The sequence below is a fragment of the Sphaerisporangium sp. NBC_01403 genome (genome assembly GCF_045040145.1).
In the GTDB taxonomy this organism is placed as follows: domain Bacteria; phylum Actinomycetota; class Actinomycetes; order Streptosporangiales; family Streptosporangiaceae; genus Sphaerisporangium; species Sphaerisporangium viridialbum.
On the sequence record NZ_CP109534.1, the window covers coordinates 5,676,785 to 5,698,306 of the forward strand.

At 71.8% G+C, this 21,522-nt stretch carries 18 protein-coding genes; 6 read left to right on the forward strand and 12 right to left on the reverse strand.

All coding sequences use genetic code 11. From position 1 onward, the window contains the following. Positions 1–8: 8 nt before the first annotated feature. Positions 9–3,995, reverse strand: coding sequence for a type VII secretion protein EccCa (eccCa, locus tag OG589_RS25290; protein WP_405140166.1), 3,987 nt, complete (start codon positions 3,993–3,995; stop codon positions 9–11). A 196-nt stretch (positions 3,996–4,191) separates the two neighbouring features. On the opposite strand from eccCa, the gene eccD reads away from it, so the two are divergent. Beyond that, entirely contained in the window at positions 4,192–5,679 is a 1,488-nt protein-coding gene (gene eccD, locus OG589_RS25295; protein ID WP_405140168.1) for a type VII secretion integral membrane protein EccD, read from the forward strand. 7 nt (positions 5,680–5,686) lie between these two features. Here the strand turns inward: eccD and OG589_RS25300 are convergent, their stop codons facing one another. The 4 genes from OG589_RS25300 to OG589_RS25315 all read right to left on the reverse strand — a co-directional run bounded on the left by OG589_RS25300 (position 5,687) and on the right by OG589_RS25315 (position 8,741). Continuing rightward, positions 5,687–6,628: a hypothetical protein gene (locus tag OG589_RS25300; protein WP_405140170.1), complete on the reverse strand. Its 942-nt coding sequence runs from the start codon at positions 6,626–6,628 to the stop codon at positions 5,687–5,689. Beyond that, positions 6,628–6,981, reverse strand: a complete 354-nt coding sequence (locus OG589_RS25305) for a hypothetical protein (protein ID WP_405140172.1) — start codon at positions 6,979–6,981, stop codon at positions 6,628–6,630. Before OG589_RS25305 ends, OG589_RS25300 begins: the two co-directional genes overlap by 1 nt. 223 nt (positions 6,982–7,204) lie before the next feature. Next, positions 7,205–7,777, reverse strand: a complete 573-nt coding sequence (locus OG589_RS25310; protein ID WP_405140174.1) for an alpha/beta fold hydrolase — start codon at positions 7,775–7,777, stop codon at positions 7,205–7,207. Between the two features lie 34 nt (positions 7,778–7,811). Next, entirely contained in the window at positions 7,812–8,741 is a 930-nt protein-coding gene (locus tag OG589_RS25315) for a LysR family transcriptional regulator (protein WP_405152121.1), read from the reverse strand. A gap of 139 nt (positions 8,742–8,880) precedes the next feature. Here OG589_RS25315 and OG589_RS25320 point away from each other — a divergent pair, with 139 nt between their 5' ends. Then, positions 8,881–9,585 (forward strand): type 1 glutamine amidotransferase domain-containing protein, encoded by a 705-nt coding sequence (locus OG589_RS25320; protein ID WP_405140176.1) that lies wholly within the window; start codon positions 8,881–8,883, stop codon positions 9,583–9,585. Here the strand turns inward: OG589_RS25320 and OG589_RS25325 are convergent. Beyond that, positions 9,522–9,905, reverse strand: coding sequence for a hypothetical protein (locus OG589_RS25325; RefSeq protein ID WP_405140178.1), 384 nt, complete (start codon positions 9,903–9,905; stop codon positions 9,522–9,524). The two genes, OG589_RS25320 and OG589_RS25325, sit on opposite strands and share 64 nt — an antisense overlap. 84 nt (positions 9,906–9,989) lie before the next feature. Here OG589_RS25325 and OG589_RS25330 point away from each other — a divergent pair, with 84 nt between their 5' ends. Further along, complete coding sequence (locus tag OG589_RS25330) at positions 9,990–10,298, forward strand: hypothetical protein (RefSeq protein ID WP_405140180.1); 309 nt, start codon at positions 9,990–9,992, stop codon at positions 10,296–10,298. A 67-nt stretch (positions 10,299–10,365) separates the two neighbouring features. Here OG589_RS25330 and OG589_RS25335 read toward each other — a convergent pair whose 3' ends face one another. Beyond that, positions 10,366–14,238 carry a S8 family peptidase gene (locus OG589_RS25335; RefSeq protein ID WP_405140182.1) on the reverse strand — a complete coding sequence of 1,291 codons (3,873 nt, stop codon included), beginning with the start codon at positions 14,236–14,238 and terminating at the stop codon, positions 10,366–10,368. 146 nt (positions 14,239–14,384) lie between these two features. On the opposite strand from OG589_RS25335, the gene OG589_RS25340 reads away from it, so the two are divergent. Next, on the forward strand, positions 14,385–15,443 hold the full coding sequence (locus tag OG589_RS25340) for a helix-turn-helix domain-containing protein (protein ID WP_405140184.1): 1,059 nt from the start codon (positions 14,385–14,387) through the stop codon (positions 15,441–15,443). Positions 15,444–15,451: 8 nt separating this feature from the next. Here OG589_RS25340 and OG589_RS25345 read toward each other — a convergent pair whose 3' ends face one another. The 3 genes from OG589_RS25345 to OG589_RS25355 are packed head-to-tail and all read right to left on the reverse strand — an operon-like array spanning position 15,452 to position 17,015. After that, positions 15,452–15,853, reverse strand: coding sequence for a YbaB/EbfC family nucleoid-associated protein (locus OG589_RS25345; RefSeq protein WP_405140186.1), 402 nt, complete (start codon positions 15,851–15,853; stop codon positions 15,452–15,454). 24 nt (positions 15,854–15,877) lie between these two features. Continuing rightward, positions 15,878–16,669 (reverse strand): hypothetical protein, encoded by a 792-nt coding sequence (locus OG589_RS25350; RefSeq protein ID WP_405140188.1) that lies wholly within the window; start codon positions 16,667–16,669, stop codon positions 15,878–15,880. A gap of 43 nt (positions 16,670–16,712) precedes the next feature. Next, complete coding sequence (locus OG589_RS25355) at positions 16,713–17,015, reverse strand: hypothetical protein (protein ID WP_405140189.1); 303 nt, start codon at positions 17,013–17,015, stop codon at positions 16,713–16,715. 215 nt (positions 17,016–17,230) lie between these two features. Here OG589_RS25355 and OG589_RS25360 point away from each other — a divergent pair, with 215 nt between their 5' ends. Continuing rightward, positions 17,231–17,671, forward strand: a complete 441-nt coding sequence (locus tag OG589_RS25360; RefSeq protein WP_405140191.1) for a YbaB/EbfC family nucleoid-associated protein — start codon at positions 17,231–17,233, stop codon at positions 17,669–17,671. A 113-nt stretch (positions 17,672–17,784) separates the two neighbouring features. Here the strand turns inward: OG589_RS25360 and OG589_RS25365 are convergent, their stop codons facing one another. Beyond that, positions 17,785–18,444, reverse strand: a complete 660-nt coding sequence (locus OG589_RS25365; RefSeq protein ID WP_405140193.1) for a hypothetical protein — start codon at positions 18,442–18,444, stop codon at positions 17,785–17,787. After that, entirely contained in the window at positions 18,441–19,829 is a 1,389-nt protein-coding gene (locus tag OG589_RS25370) for a hypothetical protein (protein ID WP_405140195.1), read from the reverse strand. The genes OG589_RS25365 and OG589_RS25370 overlap by 4 nt, the downstream gene beginning before the upstream one ends. A 208-nt stretch (positions 19,830–20,037) precedes the next feature. Here OG589_RS25370 and eccB point away from each other — a divergent pair, with 208 nt between their 5' ends. Next, entirely contained in the window at positions 20,038–21,474 is a 1,437-nt protein-coding gene (gene eccB, locus OG589_RS25375; protein WP_405140197.1) for a type VII secretion protein EccB, read from the forward strand. The last annotated feature ends 48 nt before the right edge of the window (positions 21,475–21,522 follow it).

Here is a 21,522-nt window from a genome sequence, read left to right on the forward strand (position 1 = left end):
CCGCGCGCTCAGCTCTCCGGGGCCGGAGGCGCGGACGGGGGCAGGAACGCCGTCTGGATGAGGCGGGAGCCGTACCTGCGGTCGACGTAGTACGCGCGGCCGGGCGGCAGCGCGTGCGGCCGTACGCCGAACAGCACGCCCTCGTCACGGTCGCCCGACATGATGACGGCGGGGCTCGCCATGTCCTTGAGCCTCTGCATGACGGGGTCGAACATCGCCCGTCCCGCCCCGCCCATCGCGCGGGACAGCACGAGGTGGAGCCCGATGTCCCGCGCCTGCGGCAGCAGGTCGAGCAGCGGGCCCAGCGGGTTGCTGCCGGTGGCCACCAGGTCGTAGTCGTCCACGACGAAGTAGAGGTCGGCGCCCTTCCACCAGTTGCGCGAGCGGAGCTGGTCGGGGGTGAGGTCCGCCGGCGGCAGCCGCTTGACCAGCGCCTCCCTGGCCTCCGCGACCATCTCCCCCGCCGCCGTGCTGGAGGCCGCATAGCCGATGCGGTGCTCGGTGTACGCGGCGTCCAGCAGGGAGCGGCGGTAGTCGATGACGATGAGCCGCGCGTCGGCCGGGGCGTGCCGCGCGACGATGCCCTCGGCGACCAGCCGCAGCAGGTTGGACTTCCCGCTCTCGGTGTCGCCGATCACCGTGAGGTGCGGGTCGACGTCGAACTCCGCCGAGACCGGGGACAGCGTGGCCTCGTCGATGCCGATGGGGATGCGCGGCCCGGTCTGGTCGGGGCCGGGCAGTGCGTCCACCTGCAGGACGGCGGGCAGCAGCCGCACGCGCGGGGCGGGGCTGCCCTTCCACGCCTCCCTGACGCCGTCGACGAGCGCACGCACGCCCACCGTGAGATCGTCGGCCTGGCGGACCCCGTCGACGCGGGGCAGCGCGCTCAGGAAGTGGAGCCCGTCGCGGGTCAGGCCCCGGCCGGGAACGCCCTCTGGCACGGCCATGGCGGTCTTACGGTTGACCTCCGACTCGTAGGCGTCGCCGAGGCGCAGCTCCAGTCGCGAGCCGAACAGGTCGCGGATGCCGGGCCTGAACTCCGACCACTTGTTGGTCGCGGCGACGACGTGGATGCCGTACCCGAGGCCGCGGGCGGCGAGGTCGGTGATGGTCGGCTCCAGCGTGTCGAAGTCCTGCCGCACCGTGAGCCAGCCGTCCACGACCAGGAAGACGTCGCCGAACTCGTTGCCGGTGATCGCGCCCTCGGCGACCTGGCGCCGGTAGGTCGCGAACGAGTCGATGCCCCGCTCGGCGAACTCCCGCTCCCGCTGCTGGAGCAGGCCGGTCACCTCGGCGACGGTACGGCGCACGCGGTCGCCGTCGAGCCGGTTCGCCACGCCGCCGACGTGGGGCAGGCCCTCCAGGGACGACAGCGTGCCGCCGCCGAAGTCCAGGCAGTAGAACTGCACCTCGCGGGGGGTGTGGGTGAGCGAGAGCCCGGCGATCAGCGTGCGCAGGATCGTGCTCTTCCCGCTCTGCGGCGAGCCGACGACGGCGAGGTGGCCCGCCGCGCCCGACAGGTCGACGCCGAGCGGGTCGCGCCGCTGCTCGAACGGCCGGTCGACGATGCCGAGCACGGCGCGCAGCTTGCCGCGCCCGGCCCAGCCCGCGGTGGTCAGGCCGTGCTCCGGCGTGATGCTCAGCGGCGGGAGCAGGTGGCTCAGGGTCAGCGGCTCGGCCAGCGGCGGCAGCCAGATGCGGTGCGCCGGCGGGCCGTACCCCTCGAACTGGCGGACCATGATGTCGAGCAGGCTGTCCCTGCCCGCCGCCGCGGCCGCGGGCTCAGGCTCGGGGTCGGGCTCCCGCGCGGGGACGGGCGGCGGGATGTAGGCCGGGCCGTACACCACGACCTGGTGCTGGTCGGCCGAGGCGCGGCGCTCCTGGCGCGCCTCCGGCGCGAACGGGCCCGACACGTAGGCGGCCTTGAACCTGGTCATCCCGCTGGTGTCGAACTTCAGGTAGCCGTTGCCCGGCGCGGAGGGCAGCTCGTAGGCGTCGGCGACGCCCAGCACGACCCTGCTCTCCATGGCCGAGAAGGTGCGCAGGCCGATGCGGTACGACAGGTGGGTGTCCAGGCCGCGCAGCCTGCCCTCCTCCAGCCGCTGGGACGCCAGCAGCAGGTGCACGCCGAGCGAGCGGCCGAGCCGGCCGATCATGACGAACAGGTCGATGAACTCCGGCTTGGCGGAGAGCAGCTCGCTGAACTCGTCGAGCACCACGAACAGCGTGGGCATCGGCCGCAGGTCGGCGCCCTGCTCCCTCGCCCGCTCGTAGTCGCGCAGGGAGGCGTAGTTGCCCGCCGAGCGCAGCAGCTCCTGGCGGCGCACCATCTCGCCGTGCAGGGCGTCGTACATGCGGTCGACCAGCGGGAGCTCGTCCTCCAGGTTGGTGATGACGGCCGAGACGTGCGGCAGCGACTCCATGCCGAGGAACGTCGCGCCACCCTTGAAGTCGACGAGCACGAAGTTGAGGATCTCCGAGGAGTGGGTGGCGGCGAGCCCGAGCACCAGGGTGCGCACCAGCTCGCTCTTGCCGGAGCCGGTGGCGCCGATGATGAGGCCGTGCGGCCCCATGCCGCCCTGGGCGGACTCCTTGATGTCCAGCTCGACCATGCGGCCGTCGGCGCCGAGCCCGATCGGCACCCGCAGCCGGTTGCGCGGCGCGCGGGGCCGCCACAGCGCGGGGATCTCCAGATGGCGCGGGTCCGCCACGCCGAGCAGGTCGCTGAGCGTCATGTTGGTGGCCAGCACGTCCTGTCCGTCGCCGCTCTTGGCGGTGGAGGCGCGCAGCGGCGCGAGCTGGCGTGCCAGGCCGTCGGCCTGGAGGAAGGACAGCCGGTCGGGCCGGCCGAGCCCGGTGACGAGCTCCTTGCCCGCGTGGTCGAGCTGCACGCGGTTGAACCGGTCGGGCAGGACCTCCAGCCGCAGCGTGATGCCCTCCTCGGTGAGGGCCGTCGAGCCACTGAGGTCGATGACGGTGACGCCCTGGATGGCGTCCGCGCCGAGCTGGGAGTCCTGCGGGACGTACCCGCCGTCGACGATCACCACGTGGTACGGCAGGGCCTCCACCGAGGCGCCGGGCCTGAACCTGCCGCGGTCCTTCAGCTCGCCGCCGAGCAGCCTGTCGAGGTCGCTCAGGTCGTCGGCCATGAGCCGCACGGGGCCTGCCGCGTCGGTCTCCTCCGGGTGCAGGGCGTGCGGCAGCCACTTGACCCACTCCCACTGGGCCATCCAGTCCTTGCCGGCGCACACCGCGACGCGCATGTCCTCCGGGGAGTGGAAGACCGCGAGCTGCCCGACGAGCGCCCGCACCAGGTCGCGGATGGCCTTCGGCTCGCCGGTGGGCACGATGCGGGCGAAGGAGTGGAGCGCCATGGCGATCGGCAGGTCGTCCACGGTGGAGTGGGCCCCGACGAAGCGGCGCAGCGCCCCGGCCGACATGGCGTCGAGGTCCTCGACCGGCTTGGACTCCGGCGGGATGAGCTGCACGGCAAGGCGCTGGGTGCCCGTGCCCACCCGCACGGTGGCGAAGTCGCCGTCGCGGGGCCTGCGCTCCCACAGGCGCGGGCCCATGGCGACCGACCACAGCGAGTCGGGGTCGGGGCCGTTCCAGTGGAGCGCCTCGCGCTGCTGGCGGGCCGCCCTGCGCACCTTCTTCCGGGTCTGCGACAGGTAGCGGAAGTAGTCGCGCCGCAGGCCGTTGAGCCGCAGCTTGCGCTCCCCCGAGGCCCGGCCGAGCTGGCTCAGGCTCATGCCGACCATCGAGAAGGCGAACATGCCGCTGGCGACGTACATGATGGGGTTCCCGCCGCCGCCCGCGGTGAACATCAGGGCCATCGCGGCGCCGCCCGCCACCATCGGCATGAAGGTGAGGACCTGGGTGAATCCGGCGGAGGTGGTCTCGGGGATCTCTGGGGGCGACTCCAGCAGGATCTCGCCCCTCGGCGGTGCCGGAGGCGGCCGCCGCTCGGGCCGCCGGACAACGACTATGCCCACATCGCTCCATAGCTCAGGGGATCTGCCCGGGAACCGTACGTGCCGACCTGTTCCAGGACCTTCGTACCGACCAGCTAACCGTAGCGAACCTCGATCATGGGGCCGGCAGAGTCTCCCCGAAGAAACCTGGACATATCCCGCCCTCTCGCGCCATGTCAGCCCGCTACGGTATTCGCGTGATCTCTTTGGAGCCGGTGTGACGCTCAATCCGATGGCGGGACCGCCCGCGCGCGGTCCAGGGGGGCCCGGAGCCGCGCTGGACGTGATGAACGGGGCGCCCAAGGCGGCGGTCCTGCGCGCGCCGGGATCCGCCATCGCCATGAGCCGGGTGACGATCGTCACCCCCCGCAAGAGGATCGACCTGGCGGTCCCCTCCGACCTCCCGCTGGCGCACGTGCTGCCGAACATGCTCACCGCCGCCGGCGAGGGCGGCGACGACACCGTGCTGACGACCACCGGATGGGTCCTGCAGCGTGTCGGCGGCCGGGCCCTCGACCTGGACGCGAGCATGAGCACCCTCGGCATACTCGACGGCGAGGTCCTCTACCTCCTGCCGCGCCCCTCCGAGCTGCCCGAGGCCGTCTTCGACGACGTGGCGGACACCATCGCCACGGGGATCAAGGAAAGGTCCGGCCGGTGGCAGCCCAGGCACACGCGGGCGGCCGGCCTCGGCACGGCCGTCGCGCTGCTGGTCGCCGGAGCCCTCCCGCTCACCGTGGCGGGGCCGCCCTGGACGCTGACCACCCTTGTGGCCGGCCTGTTCGCCCTGCTGCTGGTCGGCGCCGGGGCCGCGCTCTCGCGCGCGCTCGGGGACGCGTCGGCCGGAGCCGTCGTCGGGTACACCGCCCTGCCGTACGCCTTCATGGCCGGGCTCCTCGCGCCCGCCAAGGCCGGGAGCCTGCTCTCGCTCGGGGCGCCCAACCTGCTCGCCGGATTCGCCATGACCGCGCTGGCGGCCACGGTCGCCGGATGGGCGATCGCCGAAGGGCTGCCGAACTTCTTCGGCGTCATGGTGGCCTCCATGGCGGGCGCGGCAGGGGCGGCGATCGTGATGGTGTGGGACGCGCCCCCGTCCGGCGTCGCGGCGCTGGTGGTCGCGGTGCTCCTCGCGTGCACGCCGCTGATCCCCGCGCTCTCGTTCCGGCTCGCCCGGCTCCCGCTGCCCTCCGCTCCGAGGAACGCCGAGGAGCTGCGCGACGACAAGCAGGAGCTCGACGGGCCGGACGTGAAGAGGCGCGCGGTCGAGGCCGAGCGGTTCGCCACCGGCCTGGCGGCGGGCGTCGCCCTGGTCGCGCTGGCCTCCCAGCTGTTCCTGTTCGGCGCGACCGGCTGGATCGGCAGGACCATGGAGGTCGTGCTGGCGCTCGCGCTGATGATGCGCGCCCGCGTCTTCCTCGGCGTCGGCCAGCGCCTGTGGCTGCTCGCCGCCGGGGTGGCCGGGCTCGTGATCCTGCTGATCGCCCTGGCCCTGGCGGGCCCGCTCGCCGCCCTCCTGGTGAGCCCTGCCCTGCTGGCGATCGCGGGGGTGGGCGCCGGGATGGGCCTCTTCCTGCCCCAGCGGCGCCCGACGCCGTTCTGGGGCAGGGCGGGCGACATCGCGGAGTTCACGCTGATCGCCGCCCTGTTCCCCCTGGCGCTCGGAGTGCTCGACGTCTACGGCTGGGTGCGCGGGCTCGCCGGGTAGCCCTGATCTAGGGCTGGGTGGTGGGAAGGAGCGGATACCCGGGGTCCCGGCCGCGCTGTGCCAGGCCGATGAGCGACTTCGTCAGCATCTGCTCCATCGTGGGCATGACGTCCCAGCCCGTCTTGCCGTCCTCCAGGTTGAGGGTGACGGTGTAGGCGGTGCTGCCGAACAGGAAGGAAGCGGAGTCCCCGAGGTCGTTCTCGGGGAAGGCCTTGCCCAGGCGGCCGAGCTTGGTGGCGTCCCAGAGCCCGAAGAAGACCATGCACGCGGCGAAGTCCTTGAACGTCGCCGAGGCGTTGTCGGAGAAGGAGCCGAGGTCCTCGCCGTAGTACGCCCGGGCGCCGAGCGCCAGCGCCTCGTCGCCCAGGGCGAAGATGCCGCTGCCGACGGCGTACCCCGTGAGCTTGGTGATCACGATCTTCATGGTGGCGTTCTCCAGGAGCTTCAGCAGCACCTGCGCCTGGACCTTCTTGTACAGGCGGTCCACCAGCCACTTGGACAGCGCCGCGCCCTGGGCGCCGACCCACGGCCAGGAGGCGGCGAGCATGAGCTGCGCGTAGCTGGTCAGGGCGGCCACCTTGAGCGCGCGCCTCGCCGTCTCGACCGCCTCGGCGTACTCCTCGCACGCCTCCGCCACGCGCCTGCAGTACGCCGAGACCTGGGGAGGGTAGGCCACGACGCCGCCCGGCGGGCTGCCGAAGCCGCCGACCGACCAGTATCGGCGGAACGCCTCCGAGCCCTGGCTCGGGTGCTCCAGCCACACCTTCTTGGCGATCGCATCGGTGTCGGTGGTGTTGGCGTCGATCCGCGCGGCGAGCTTCCTCCAGACCTTGCCCGCCTCGCGGGCCCCGTCGGGGTCGCCCTCCGGCCAGTCGGAGAGGATCATCGCCGCCACGAACGCGGCGATGCCGCTCGTCCCCGCGGGGTACAGCGCCCAGCGGCCGAGCATCACTTCGGGACCTCCGGCAGCTTGGGGATGGAGTCCCAGTCAGCGACCTCCACGTTCTTCCCCATGAGGTCGAGACGGTCCCCGATGCCGGCGTGCACCTTGCCGAGCGCGCGGATCTCGTCGTGGACGTCCTCCGACCTGGTGCGGTAGCCCGACCTGTCCCCCTTGCCGTCGTGGAACCCCCGCCCGGCGTCGTCGTCGCCCCAGAAGTTCCCGATGCCCGCGAGCTCCGTCTCGGCCTCCTTGAGCGCCTCCGTCAGGTCCACGCCCTGGGCTTCGAGCAGCTTGCCGAGCTGCGTGAGCCCCGCCGACGACAGGTCCAGGACCTTGCCTTGCTCAGTTGGATACGACATTCATCGAAGATACACGGATTTCCTACCAAGATTTCGGATATAGATCCCGATACGCCGCCATCATCCGCGGTCGGCAGGAGGCCGACGGCTACCGACAGGGCGATCGTGGCCAGGCCCAGGGCGGTGGTCCGTATCGGCCAGGCCGATCCGCGCAGCGGTTCGTTACGGCGGAGGACGGCGCCCGTTGTGCGGGTGCCACCGCACCTGCACTACTGCAGAAAATTCAGCAGTTGGCGTGTGGTCTCCTCGGGTGCCTCTTCTGGAATGAAGTGACCGACCGGTACCGGGCCGCCGCGAACGTCATCGGCCCACTCCCGCCATATCGCGAGCGGATCATCGTAAAGTTTCGCGACCGAACCGCGCTGGCTCCAGAGGAAGAGTACGGGGCAGGAGATCTTCCGGTTCTCGCGATCCGCCTCGTCCTGCCGAGACGGTAGGCGCAGCGCGCCCAGCGATCGTGTCCCACGATGCTGAACTGGTCGTAGCCCAGATGTCGCATGACCCCGAGCTGATCACGGCCGATCGCGCGCATGCTGTAGGGCTCATGATCGGCGGTACTGGGCGGCTTGCCGCTGTCGCCGTACCCACGCAAATCGGTGGCGACGACGGTGTAGCGCTCGGCGAGGTGGGGTGCTACCCGATGCCACATCAGATGCGTTTCCGGAATACCGTGCAGGAGCAGCAGAGGCGGTCCGTTACCGCCTCGGCGTCCGTGGATCGACGCACCCGCGGTAGTGGACTTGCCCCGGTTTGGTGGACACCTGACCTCTGAGGAACCCCTCCCCGCGCGCCGCATCGTGTGGGGCGGCCCCGGCTGGCGTGGCGGCCGTTCACAGGCCGTTCCACTCGCGGGCGGCCTGCCGGAGATGGTCGCGCAGCACGGTGAGGGCGGGGTTGGCGGGGGCGCCTCGCCTGACGGCCAGATAGATCGTGTTCAGCGGCGCCACCTCGGGCTGGTGCAGCTGCACGACGTCTCCCGCGGCGAGCGCGGGGGCGGCGATGTAGCGCGGCAGGACCGAGATCCCGGCACCCGCGGCGACCGCCGCCAGGACGGCGCGCAGATCGGACACGATCATCGCGACCGGGTTGGGCGGGCGCCGCCCGAACTCGGTGCGCCAGTAGCGGCGCACGATGGGCAGTTCTTCGGCGTAGGCGACCAGCGGCAGATGCGCCAGCGCCTCCACCGGGTCGGCCCGTAGCCGCTCGGCGTCCACGGTGTGAGCCACCGCGGGCGGCGCGACGAGGAGGAACTCCTCGTCGACCAGCGGCACCGCCGGCACCGCCTCATGCGCGGGGCGTACCGCCGAGACGACGAGGTCGAGCCGGCCGGAGACCAGCGAGGACAGCAGGTCGTCGGCCAGCCCGAGCGTCGCCTGGACGCACAGGCCCCGGCGGGTCAGCGGAGCCAGCGCGGGAAGCACCCGCATGCTCATCATCTCGGCCGCTCCCCCGATCCGCACGGTGCCCCGCAGCGCCGACTCGGCGTCGGCGGGGCCGAGGGCGCTGCGAAGCTCGTCCACGTGGAGGCCTACGCGAGAGGCCAGTGCGGCCGCCCGCTGCGTCGGTGTGACACCCCTGCGGGAGCGCACGAACAGGGGCTCGCCGACCTGCTCCTCAAGGCGCGCGAGCTGACCGGTGACCGCGGGCTGGGTCACGCCGAGACGCTGAGCCGCCGCGGACAGCGAGCCGGCCCGGTAGATCTCCAGGAACGTCGACAACAGGTCGAGGTTCGGCACGCGACCGCGATCGGGCGCTCTCATCGGCAGCACGCCGCCCATCATAACTATTCTTATGGTAGACGAAATTCTCGCGGATGATCCGTGATGGAAGCCGGTGTTGTGCCATACGCCGGCAGCGTCCAGCTGCGGGCCTACTCAAGCGAGAAGAGCAGGCATCCCCATGTCGAAGATTCTGATGGTCATCTCCGGTGCGGACAGCTTGAAGCTGGCCGACGGATCCGCCCACCCCACCGGTTACTGGGCGGAGGAGGTCGCCGCCTCCCACAAGGTGCTTCGCGCGGCCGGCGCCGAGGTGGACATCGCCACACCCGGCGCCGTACGGCCGACGGTCGACGCGCTCAGCCTCGACGAGCGCGGCGGTGTGCCGGAAGCCGACGCCCAGGAGTTCCGCGCGTACCTCGACGGCATCGCCGAACAGCTCTCCGCTCCGCTCTCCCTGGCCGGCGTGCGGGCGAGTGACTACGACGCGATCTACCTCCCCGGCGGCCACGCCCCCATGGCGGACCTCGCGCAGGACGCCGACCTCGGCCGGCTCCTGAACGAGGCCGACGCCCAGGGCAAGATCGTGGCCGCCCTGTGCCACGGCGTCGGCGCGCTGCTGAGCGCCGGCGGGCAGGACGGCGGCTTCACCTTCGCCGGCCGCACCCTCACGTCCTTCACCGACGAGGAGGAGCGGCAGGGTGGGCTGGGCGACAACACCCCCTTCTTCGTGGAGAGCCGGCTTCGCGAACGAGGCGCCGTGGTCAAGACCGGTGCCGCGTGGAGCAACACGGTCGTCGAGGACGGCAATCTGATCACCGGTCAGAACCCGCAGTCCAGCACCGCCACGGCCGAGGCGGTCCTGAAGTCCCTCGCCGGCCGCTGAGCCGGATCGCCCGCAGGTCGCCGCGCCAGGACGGGCAGCGGCGCCGGGGACCCCGCGAGGTCCCCGGCGCCCCGGCCCAGATCGCCTACCTGGAAGCGGGGGTCGCCGGCACGCCCGGGACGCACAACGGCCCGTCCGCGGGCCTGCCGCTCGTCGCCGATCGCGGTGGCGCCGGCCGGCCCGACCGCCTTGGTCAGCGGACCGGCCGCCACGCAGCCGCCGGCGTCCTGGGATGCGTAGGCCACGCCCGCGGCGGTCACTCCGCCCACGACCAGAGCCGCGGCGCCGATCACGATGGCCATCTTTCGTGGTATCTGCATTGGATACTCCTTCTGTCCTGGTGCTTCACCAGGTCCGGACCTCGGACAACGCTCATTTCGCCAGGTCCGGCATTCGAACAGCGTTTGGAGCCCGTCCCGCTTCCGGGACACCACGCGGCCCGTAGCGAGCAGATCGTCGGCGCGCTGCTCGACCTCGCCCGAGCCGAGCACGGCATCCGCACCACCTCGGCCGTCGACCTGGCCGACTTCGCCCGCGACGCGATCGCCATCACCTCGGCGGAGGCTCTCCGGCGGGGCGTGTCGGTGGTCTCCCGGCTGGACACGGCACCGGTCACCGGTGACCCGACCCTGCTGCGCCAGCTCGCCACCAATCTGGGTCTGACCCTGGTCATCGGCCTGCCTCTCGGCACGAAGACGCCAGGATCACAGTGAAAATCTGACCGACGTGCCGAGGGGCACCCGGGCGTGCCGTCCGGGTGCCCCTCGGCCGCGTGCGGGGTCAGCGGGTGGAGTAGGCGCGGATCACCTCCTGCCGGAGGGTGTTGCCCTGCTTGTCCGAGGCGTTCAGCCGGAGCGAGACGAAGCCCTTGCCTCCCAGCGACCGGTCGAGCTGCGCCTTGTACGAGCCGGCCCCCGCGGAGGTCAGGCGGCGTACCGGACGCCAGGTCGCGCCGTCGTCGTAGGACACCTCCAGCGAGACGTCCTTGACGGCGATCTCCGCCGCGCCCTGCTGGTGGTAGAGCCTCAGGCCGAGGGACGACGGGTCACCCCGGTTCTCCTCGTCCACCGCGATGTCGTAGTCTGCGAGCAGCAGCGGGACCACGGTCTTCGCGCCCTCCGCCGGTCGCTCCGAGGTGAACGTCCATACCGAGCTGGTCTTCGTGGACAGCTTGGCCCAGACGGCCTGGTTCTCGACGTCGAACTCGATGCGGTAACCGGACTTCTCCACAGGGAGGGCGACGGTCCCGGAGGGCAGGTGCTCCGTTCGCGCGAGCTCCTTGTCGCCCTGGTACAGCACGAAGTCGGTGCGCAGGCCCTGCTCGAAGTCGCTCGAGTACGCGGGGCCGAAGTTCCCTGCCGCGTCCACGAAACCCTGCATGGAGACGCGCAGCAGGTCGCCCTCCCTGCGCACGGGGTTGAGCGGGTTGACGCCCGGGGTCAGCGGCTGCTTGAACCATTCCATGCGGGTCTTCTGGCCCGGCTTGTAGACGTGGTACTCGGGGTCGTTGAGCGCCAGACGCGGCGTCTCCGGACGAGGCCACATGTGGTTGTACGGCATCTCGGGAATGGTCGCGCCGTTGTTCCACCGCACGTCCGGGTCCGTGGTGGTGTAGGTGACCCGGGTGCGGGGCAGGTGCGGCACCGGCCGGTTGACGGTCATCGAGTAGGTGTCCGAGGGCTCGAAGGCGTACCTCGCCTCGTTCCCGGCCACGTCGCCGGCGAGCTGGGTGTGGAAGTCTGCGTCCTCCCTGGCCAGCGACTTGTCGCGCACGACGTACCGGAGGTCGGCCGGCACCCGGCCCTGCTCGCGCAGGAGCAGGTCGTACTGGTAGGGGCTGGCCGCGACGCCGGTCGCGAGCACCGGCACGGGGATGCGGCCCAGCGCCGAGAGGAGCTCGCGCCCCTCCTCCTGCGACAGCCGCACGGTCGGGACGGTGAGCTTGGTGCCCCACCCGCCCGGGGAGGGGTCCACGCCGGGGCGGTCGTTGTAGATCGCCACCATCTTGGCCCCGGCGGCCGCCGCGTTGTTGGACTGGTCCGCGACCGTGATCGCGTCGCTGCGCCGGACCAGGGCCAGCCTGCCGCGCAGGTTCCTGCCCTTGAGGTCCTCGGGCCTGCCCTGCCCGGCGTCGGCCGTCAGCAGGAGCTCGGTCCCGTCCAGCCTGGGGAACTCGGTGGAGTAGTCGCTGAACCACACCGGGTCGTAGTAGTCCGGGTTCAGCTCGACGCCGAGGGCCTTCATCGTGATGGCCGGGGCCTCCAGGCGCCAGCGGGTGGAGACGGAGAAGAAGCCCTTGGTCACCTTCGCGGTCGGCTGCACGAAGAGCCGCTCCTCGATCTGCGAGCCCGGGGTGACGTACGTGCCGCTGCGAAGCGGGGTGTCCCCCTGATTCCCCGACCGGTACCAGATGAGCTGCGCGGCGGCCCCCAGGTTGCGCTTGGTCCTGTGGTCGGGGGTCTCGGTCCTGACCTCGACGGCCTTGCGCGCGTCCAGCACCACCTCGGTGTTCCCGCTGATCCGCGTCTCCGGATCGCCCGTGAGGCTCTCGTTCAGCGGCGTCCCGTCGGCCATGCTCCCGGCCCACGCGGGCATCGTGAGAACGTGGCCGAGGACCGAGTAGGTGCCCGGCCGTACGAGCAGGCATGTCCCGTCCCCGTACGGCTCCTCCGTGCACGGCGCGGTGGCGTCCCCCGGGAGCATGCGGCCGACGACGACGCCCCTGTCCAGGTCGAGCACGGTGAAGCGGCCGCGCGCCGGGCGGCCGTCCCTGCCGATGCCCCTGACCCTGAGCTCCACGCGGGCTTCCTCCACCTCGCCGGTGAGCAGCGCCCGCACCTTGCCGCCCTGCGGAGCGGTCGCGGAGAGCTCCTCGCGCAGCGAGCGCATGGGCGCCCCGGCGGGGTCGAGGGCGACGGTGACCTCCGCCGTCCCCGCTGCCGGGACGGTGACCGTCTCCGGTGACACGGTGAACGTCCCGGTGCTCTTGAGCGCGAGCTGTACGGGCGCGGTGGTGAGGTTGCGGTAGGTCAGCGTCCGGGTCACCCGGGCACTGCCCTTGATGACGCGGCCGAAGTCGAGCGCGCCCCCGGAGGCCACGACCTGGCCGGCGAGCGCCCCGGCGACGTCCACCCGTCCGGTGCCCTGCTCGTCGACCGTGTTGCCGTCCTGGTGCTCGGCCGTGCTCATCAGCAGGGCCTTCAGCTCGCCCCCGCGGATGCCGGACCGGGCCTGCCTGAGCAGCGCGGCGGCCCCCGCCACGTGCGGGGTGGCCATGGACGTGCCGGAGAGCCTGGTGTAGGAGGCGTCGACCGGCTCGCCGAGGGAGGTGCCGGCCGCCTTGGCCGCCACGATGCCCACGCCTGGCGCGGTGAGGTCGGGCTTGACCGAGGAGTCGCGCGCGATGGGGCCCCTGCTGGAGAAGACGGCCAGCTTGTCGGCGCCGTCGACGGCGCCCACGGTCAGCGCCGAGGCGGCGTCCGCGGGGGTGCCGACGCACCTGTCGCAGCCGTTGTTGCCCGCCGCCACCACGAAGAGCGAGCCGTACTCCCGTGACAGCTCGTTCACCGCCTCGGTGAGCGGCCCGCCGGGCGCGGGGCTGCCGAGGCTCATGTTGACGATGTCGGCGTGCTTCTCGGCGACCGCCCACTCCATGCCGTCGATGATCCCGGACAGGCTGCCGGAGCCGTCCTCGCCCAGCACCCTGCCGTTCAGCAGCGTCGCGCCGGGCGCCACGCCCTTCAGCCGCCCGCCGGAGGCCGCGCCGCTGCCGGCGATGGTGTCGGCGACGTGCGTGCCGTGCCCGTGGCGGTCGCCCGGGCCGTCCGTGCCGGTGAAGTCCCGCGCGTCGGCGACCTTTCCGGCCAGGTCAGGGTGGCCGGAGTCGATGCCGGTGTCGAGCACGGCCACGGTCGTTCCGGACCCGTCGTACCCGGCCGTCCAGGCGGCGGGCGCGGAGATCTGCGGGACGCTGTGGTCGAGGACCGCCTTCACGCGGCGGTCCAGCCAGATCTTGTCGATGCCCGCCAGCGGGCCGGCCGCCTTCGGGGTCTCCGTACCGCTCTCGGCCCGGGCGAGCTCCGCCAGCGCGCCGCCCAGCTCGGCGGCCCGCTTCTTGTCGGCCGACACCCCGGCGCCGCCGATGCTCTCCAGGCGGCGCGTCACCTTGGTCGCGGGGATCGCGGGCGGCGCGACGGCCTTGGCCGCCTGGCCGGTGTAGGTGAGGATCAGCGGAACCGTCCCACTGGCGGAGTCGGCCACCCCCTCGTCGATCAGCGTGGTCAGGTTGAACAGCTCGGGGTCCAGGCGGCGCGGGACCAGGCCGATGACGTCCTCGGGGATGACGCTCAGCTCGCCCCCGCTCTCCTGAAGCTGGAAGCTCGGCGTGCGCCCGTCCGCTCGGGGCGCGGGGCTGACCGTGGCCGTCCTGTGCCCGTCGCCGAGGACGGTGACGTGGACGAGGTCCCCGGTCACCAGCGTGACGTCGAAGGAGCCCGGAGCGGCGGTGAGCGCGCCGGGCTGTGCCTTGGCGGCCTCCGGGCCGCTGGAAACGTTTTCGGCATGGGCGCTGGGCATCCCCGCCGATGCGGGAGCTCCCAGCGCGGCACCGCATGCCGCCGCTACGGCGACGGTCGCCGTTACCCATCGTCGCATCAACGGACCTCCGGAATTCGGTAAGCAGATCAACCGAATTCCTAACGGCCGGGCTCAGGAGGTGTCCATGCTTTATCACCGGCTAGATAACGACTTGTCGCAAACCCGCCATACGGATGTGACAGAACCCGCCTACCGTTTGGTTCGTGGTCGACACAGGCGGAAAGCAAGCCCCCAGGGCCGTGGCCGACATCGCGGGCAGGCGGCTGCTGGAAGGCCTCGGCGTCACCGGCGCCGAGGAGGGGGCGTACCGCGCACTGCTGCGGCACGGCCCCGCCACCCTCACCGAGCTCGCGTCCGAGGCCGAGGCCTCGGTGGCCGGGCTGCGCCGGATGCTGCCACGGCTGGAGGACCTCGGCCTGGTCGCCCGCCTCGCCGGCCGGCCGCTGCGGCTGATCGCCACGCCGCCGCACCTCGCGGTGGACGCGCTGGCGGCGCGGCGCCAGGAGGAGATCGCGCACAGCCGGGCGGCCTCCGCCCTCCTCGCGGCGGAGGTCGCCGACCGCCCCGGCCCGCAGCCCGAGGAGCTCGTCGAGGTCGTCATCGGACAGGCGGCCGTGGCCAGGCGCTACCTGCAGATCGAGCGCAACGCGACCGAGGAGATGCTCGTGCTGGTGCATCCCCCCTACGCCGTCGACCTCGACCTCGGCGAGGACGAAAGGCCGCCGGCACTGGGGAGCCGTGTGCGGACCAGGGGGATCTACGGCCCGCGCGCGTTCGAGGAGCCGGGCCTGTACGAGCACACCCGCCGGTCCGTGGCCGACGGCGAGCAGGCGCGTGTCGGTCACGTCCCGATGAAGCTGGCCGTGGCGGACGGCCGCACGGCGATCCTGCCGCTAGGCTCGGAGGAGGACCGTGCCGTGGAGAGCGCGCTCGTCGTCCACCCCTCCGCGCTCCTCGACGCGCTGGTCGGGCTGTTCGAAGTGCTGTGGCGCGCCGCCACCCCTCTGCCTGTGGGGCCGCTCCCGCCCGCGCCCGGCGAACCCCTGGCGTCCCTGGCGCCGGTGGCCGCGCTGGACCGGTTCGACGCGGACGTGCTGGCGCTGCTGACCGCCGGGCTGAAGGACGACGCGATCGCGCGGCAGCTCGACATCAGCCTGCGCACGGTGCAGCGGCGGGTGCGGACCCTGTGCGACCACCTCGGCGCGGACACCCGGTTCCAGGCCGGCCTGTTCGCCGCCCGGCAGAACCTCCTGGACGGCTGACCCTCGCTCTAACGCACGTCGCGGGACCAGGGGTCGCCCATCGCGCGGGCGGCGTCGTCCAGCCACGACCGGATGCCCTCCGGGTCCGTCGGGAGCCTCTCCCCGCCCATCGCGTCGCGCAGCATCTCGTCGTTCTTCAGCCGGGCGTCGTGCTGCGCCGCCCGCACGGCCTCGGTCACGGCCTCGGCGATGGACGCGCTGTCCAGCCGCATGACCCGGGGGTCGAGCGTGACCTCCCGGATCTGACCGCCGCCGTCCACGACCGCGCCGACCAGCCCGCCGGCCGCCGTCCCCTCGCCGGTGACCGCCCCGAGCCCGTCGAAGACACCGCTGAGGCGCTCGAGCGCCTCCCTGCTCTCCTCGGCGATCCGGTCGAAGTCCTCCGGCCGGAAGTTCTCAGGATCGAACACGGGCGTCGCTCCTCCGCTGGACGTTCACGGCTTGTACTTCTCTGGCAGGTTCTGCTTGGGCGACTTCCAGTCGAAGCCGGCGTGCGGCGGCAGGTTCCCCACCGCACCAGGGGGTGCCGGCGGAGGGGGCTGGAACGACGGCAGCCCCTTGGTGTCGATCATCGCCTGCTTGAAGTCGATCCGGGCGGCACCCGTGGGCTGCAGGTTGAACATCTGGACGAACGCCTTGCCCGCGAAGTAGACCGACATGCCGCCCGCCACGGCGGCGACGGTGTTCGCCAGCATGCTCGTCGAGAGAGCGATCACGGAGGTGGCCATGAGGCCGAGCGCCTGCAGGTGCGCGTATCCGAAGGGCGCGAGCGGGGTCGCCAGCATCGCGGCGGCGAGCGGCAGGGCGGCGAGCAGCACGGCCACGACCCTGCCCAGTGCCAGCCAGTAGGCGCGGAAGGCGTCGCCGAGCTCGTCGACGATGCCCGCGATGTTCTTGATGTATCCGCGGAGGCTCTCCAGCGCCTCCTGGAGGCGCTCGATGGCGTCGACGAACGCGTCGTGGTCCTCCGCGATCCACCCGTCCTTGCCCTTGTCGCCGAGGTTGCGGGCGAAGCTCTTGATCGCGGTGTCCAGGCGGGAGTGGAGCGATTCCCAGTTGTTGTAGGCGTCCGCCATTCCGGGAACGTTCGCGACGGCGGTCGTGGCGATCCCGATCCCGATGATCAACGGGCGGGACAGCGTGGCGGCCCTCCACATGGCCTTGAGGATCGATGCCGCGCTGCCCCCGGCGGTCGTCAGAGAAGGCCCGTACGGCACGGCCGGCATGCTTCAGGCTCCTATGTCGCAGGTGCTCTCGCTGGCGGAGGCGCTAGACGTAGACGACCTCGGACCGGTCCTCGGCCGTACGCCAGTTGACCCGGGCGGTCTCCAGCCGGTCGGTCAAGTCGGACAGGGTGAAGATGGCCTCGTCGAACTTCCCCTGCACGTCGTCCTGGATGTGCCGATAACGCAGGCCGATGGCCACCTCGCCGATCGCCCCCCACCCGGGAAACCCCACGACGGTGGTGTCCACCAGGGCACGCCACTCCCTTACGGCGGGCAGCACGTCCTCGTTGATCTCCTTGATGATGCTCGCGATGGCCGCCGAGGTGACGTACTTGTCCTGCCCCATATCCCCTCCATGATCCGATTTCCCCGCTGATGTCCTACCAGTCCCCGAGGGTCGATGGCCCTGTCCGGCACCTTTGTTCATCGTCTTCTACAAGATCGGAAAGATGCAGGATGGTCGGTGTTCACCCCGGTGTCGCCGTGACTGCCGGGGTTTCCGGGGTTGTAGGGTTCCTCGGTGTCGGCTGTCCGGCGGTGATGACGGGGGTTTGAGAAGCCATGACAGAGTTCGGCGACTTCGCGAGCATCGATGTGGAGAAGCTGCTCGGCTCGGCACAGAAACAGCTTGCCCAGGTGGAGGAGCTCCAGAGCCGCACCGCCGAGCTGGTCGGCCGCGCCAGGGACAAGGACGGGCTCGTCACCGTCGGGTACACCTCCCAGGGCCTGCACGAGCTGGAGCTGAACCCTCGCGCGATGCGCCTGGCGTCCGCGGACCTGGCCGATCTGATCAAGAGCGTGGCCCGGGAGTCCGCGGCGGACCTGGAGCGGCAGACGCACGAGCTGATGGAAGAGATGTTCGGCGCGGACAACCCCATGAACCTGCTCAGGGATCCCGACGCCGCCCTCGCGCAGGTGAAGCAGGCCGAGGCCGCCTACGACCGCACGTTCGAGGAAGTGATGTCGGATCTGGAGCAGATCCGGCGTCGCCTCCAGTCCTGACCCGATACCTGTACGGCGCCCGCCCACCTGATCCACCACCCGGCGCCGAGCCGGAGATTCGAGTCTCCGCTCCGCCGGGTTCGCGCCACAGCGGACGGCTCTTCGGAGTGCCGCTAGATGTTGGAGAGCGGGATGCGCGCCTGCTTCACCTGCTCCTTGTTCGCGCTCATGGCGGTGACCTTGGACTCCAGCTCCCCCTGCTTGGCCTGGACCATGGTGAACACCGTCGCCGCGGCACCGGCCGCCATTCCGTACTTCTTCACCAGGCCGCCTATGGTCACCTGCGCGCCCGTGGCGGCGACCTCCGACGTCGCCTGCGACGCCACGTTGACGACCGGAATGCCACGTGTCGCGATGGTGTAGATCGTCAGAGCGATGAGAAGCGATCCCACGGCACCGGACGTCACCGCGCCGCAGAAGGAAAGCTCGGCCATCCCGTGCATGATCTTGCCCGAGTCGTCGTGCACGTTCTTGCCCTCGTCGATGTTCTTGACCATCATCTCGACCGCCCCCTTGAACGCCTCCTGGTCCTGGGCGGTCCAGTCCTTCGCGGGCACATCGCTCACATGCTTCTGGAGGTCGGCCCCCACGCCTTCCAGTGCCTTGGCGATCTCACCCCACTTGTCCCCCGCCCTGGACAGGGGGCCGGGCTTGGAGGCGATGCCCCCGATGGCCAGCCCGATCATGCGCCCTCTGACGGGGTTCACAACGCAGTACCCCAGGGCTCCAAGGACCCCGGCGACGTACCCGTACTCCCAGCCTTCGTAGCTCACGGCTTCATCTCCGACTTGATCCCGTCGAGGCTCTTCAGCACGTCACCATGACTGGCTTTCCAGTTCTCGCCGGAACGCTTCAGGTCATCGCGCCAGATCTCCATCTGCTTGCGCACCGCTTCGATGTAGCTGCCGGAGCCGGCGCACACGCCACCGTGGGCGCCGGAGATCGGCATGCCCACGGCACCGCAGTCGAGGAAGCCGATGTGGTTGTTCCCCGGCTCCTTCTTGACGGCCTCCGCCTTGGCGCCGGGCCCGTTGTAGATCTTGACGCCGAGGTCGATGACGGCCTCGTGCTTGACCTCACGGGTGCCGGCTTTCCCGTCGCCCTTGTCCTTCCCGTCGCCCTTGCCGTCCTTGCCGGATTTGCCGTCGTCCTTGCCCGTCCCGCCGTTCTTGCCGCCGCCTCCGCCGGTCCCCCCGGTGGGAATGTCGGGAAAGCCGCTGCCGCCGCCTCCCCCGCTCGGAGCCTGGGGCACGCCGATACCGGGGTCACTTGACGAGCCCGCACCCGAGGGACCGGACGGGCCGGGAAGGTTCGGGTCGGGGATGCTCGGATCGGGCACCTTGGGGATCTCGGGGTCCTGATGCCCGGGCGCGTTCGGGTCGGGAACCCCGGGCACCGACGGATCCGGAACCTCGGGAACGCTCGGGTCAGGGATGCCGGGAACATTCGGATCCGGCACGTTCGGATCCGGCACGTTCGGATCCGGGACGTTCGGGTCAGGGACGTTCGGGTCAGGGGCGTTCGGGTCGGGGGCCTCGGGGGTGTCCGGGGCGTTGGCGTCGGGCGGCTCTGGGAGCTGGGAGTCCGGCAGGCCGGGACCGTTCGGGTCGACGGGATAGACCGGGCCGTTCGGATCCGCCGGCCCGCTCGGATCGACGGAGTCCGGGGAGTACGGGTCCCCCTGCGTGGAGCCGGACGGGTCGCGGGCGTCCGGACCGGCGGGGCCGCTGGGCTCGACGGGGCCGCTCGGGTCGGCAGGGTTGTTCGGGTCCGCGGGGTTGCTCACCTGGGGGTACGTCGTGTCCCGCGTCTCCGGGAACGACGGGCCCGTCACCTGGTACAGCGGATCGGCGCCCGCGGGGTCACCGGTCGAGACAGAGTTCCCCTGACCGTACGGATGGCCGGGGCCGGAGAGGCTCGGGTCCGCGGCGACCGGGCCGTCCGCCGCCGAAGGCTGCCCGGACGCGCTCGCGCCGACGGCGTGCGACGCGGACCCGCCGTCGGGCACCGCGTACGGCCCGCCCGTGACGGTGCCGGCCGAGGCGGACGCGGAGGCGCCGCCCTCGGAGGCGGAGGAGGCGGAGGAGGCGGAGGTCCCCGATGAGGCGGAGGTCACCGACCCGTTCAGCAGCGCTTCTATGCCCAGTTGCCCGCTCACTCCCGCCCCCGCTTCGCACCCGACAGCACGTGATCAACCCTGGAAATGCAGACTAGCCCAGCCCCCGCCGGGCCGTACAGAAAGGCGCCGAGCCGGCCCCGCGGTCGCGTCCGGGGGCGAACCCCCACTTCAGGCCGGGCTTGATCCCCGTCCCCCCGCACGCTTCTATGCTGTCCGCGAGGACCCGCCAGGCAACGCTTGAGGTGGCATGCAGACTCGTCGAGATCTTTACCAGGCGCACCGGCTGATGACGCAGCGCCTGGGCATGGCCCTGCTCCAGGGAGAGCCCGACGTCCCTGAGTCCCCCATGCGCAGGCACAACGTCGCCATGTTCTGCGGCGTGCTGGTGGCGGTGCTGGTCGTGGCGGGCTTCGGCGTCTGGGGGCTGATCAAGCCGGGCGGCGCGACCTCCCTCACCGAGCCGGGCACGCTGATCGTCGAGGAGCAGACCGGCGCGACCTACGTCTACAGCCGGCAGGAGGCCAAACTCATCCCGGTCGCCAACTACACCTCGGCCAGGCTGCTGCTCGACAGCGCGGACGTGAAGGTGCGCACGGTGTCGTCGGCGTCGCTGGCGGGCTTCACCCGGGGCACGCTGGTGGGCATCCCGGGGGCGCCCAACTCGCTGCCCGCGCCGGAGAAGCTCGTCCACGGCCCATGGTCGGCCTGCGTGGCCGAGAGCGTGGACCCGAGCGGCACCCGCAGGCCGTACGTCTCGCTGGTCGGCGGCATGGACGTCGGCGGCAGGCCGTTCGGCGGGGACGCCATGATCGCCGACGACGGCCAGCAGTCGTGGGTGATCCTCGCGGACCGCCGCCTGCGGGTGTCGGACGCCGGAGTCCGCGCCCTGACCGCCGAGCAGCCCCGCCAGGTACCCGCCACCTGGCTCAACGCCCTCCCCATCGGCCCCGATTTCCGGGGTCCCGCCATCTCGGGCCTGGGCGGGAGGGTGCACGGGCCGGACGGGCGCGCCTCCGCGGTCGGCCGGGTGTACACCGTGCCGGCGGTGACCGGCGGCGCCCCCCGCTGGTACGTGCTGCTGCGCGACGGCCTGGCCTCGATCACCCAGACGCAGGCCACCCTGCTCCTGCAGGATCCGGCGAGCAAGGGCGCGTACGGCAGGAGCCCCGTGCGCGCCATCGAGCTCGACGCGGCCCGTGCCAACGCGGCCCCGCAGTCGCGCACGTCACTGGCCGCCGACGGCCTGCCTTCGACGATGCCCGAGGTCACCAGCCCCGACCCCGCGTCACAGCTGTGCGCCGTCTACCCCGACACGGCCAAGGGATCGACCCGCGCGCGGCTGACGATCGGCAGCCGTGTCCAGATCCCCGTCCCGCAGGGCGTCGCCTCCGACCAGGACCACGTCGACCAGGTGATGCTGCCTCCGGGCGGCGCGGTGCTCGCGGGGCTGCTGCCCGGGGAGGGCCAGCTCGACGCGGTCCAGAACTATTCGCTGGTCACCGACCAGGGGCGGCGGTTCGCCCTGGCCTCGGCCGATCTGCTGCCCAAGCTCGGCTACGAGCAGAGCGAGGTCGCCCCGCTGCCGGCCCAGCTGCTGCACCTGATCCCGGAGGGCCCGCCCCTGGACCCGGCGGCCGCTCGCGTGCCCGTGCCGGTCAGCCAGGCGGAGGTCCTCAAGCCCTGACGGCGTGAGCGACGAGGGGGACGCGAAAGCGTTACTGACTCGCAATGT

What these genes read in the sequence shown, in the direction of transcription:
- OG589_RS25300 (WP_405140170.1), bottom strand. Translation starts at nt 6,628, where the DNA reads ATGCTCGGCCGCTGGGCGCTGTACCCCGCGGGGACGAGCGGCATCGCC.
- OG589_RS25305 (WP_405140172.1), bottom strand. Translation starts at nt 6,981, where the DNA reads ATGTCGTATCCAACTGAGCAAGGCAAGGTCCTGGACCTGTCGTCGGCG.
- OG589_RS25310 (WP_405140174.1), bottom strand. Translation starts at nt 7,777, where the DNA reads ATGCGGCGCGCGGGGAGGGGTTCCTCAGAGGTCAGGTGTCCACCAAAC.
- OG589_RS25315 (WP_405152121.1), bottom strand. Translation starts at nt 8,741, where the DNA reads ATGAGAGCGCCCGATCGCGGTCGCGTGCCGAACCTCGACCTGTTGTCG.
- OG589_RS25320 (WP_405140176.1), top strand. Translation starts at nt 8,881, where the DNA reads ATGTCGAAGATTCTGATGGTCATCTCCGGTGCGGACAGCTTGAAGCTG.
- OG589_RS25325 (WP_405140178.1), bottom strand. Translation starts at nt 9,905, where the DNA reads ATGCAGATACCACGAAAGATGGCCATCGTGATCGGCGCCGCGGCTCTG.
- OG589_RS25335 (WP_405140182.1), bottom strand. Translation starts at nt 14,238, where the DNA reads ATGCGACGATGGGTAACGGCGACCGTCGCCGTAGCGGCGGCATGCGGT.
- OG589_RS25350 (WP_405140188.1), bottom strand. Translation starts at nt 16,669, where the DNA reads ATGCCGGCCGTGCCGTACGGGCCTTCTCTGACGACCGCCGGGGGCAGC.
- OG589_RS25355 (WP_405140189.1), bottom strand. Translation starts at nt 17,015, where the DNA reads ATGGGGCAGGACAAGTACGTCACCTCGGCGGCCATCGCGAGCATCATC.
- OG589_RS25360 (WP_405140191.1), top strand. Translation starts at nt 17,231, where the DNA reads ATGACAGAGTTCGGCGACTTCGCGAGCATCGATGTGGAGAAGCTGCTC.
- eccB (WP_405140197.1), top strand. Translation starts at nt 20,038, where the DNA reads ATGCAGACTCGTCGAGATCTTTACCAGGCGCACCGGCTGATGACGCAG.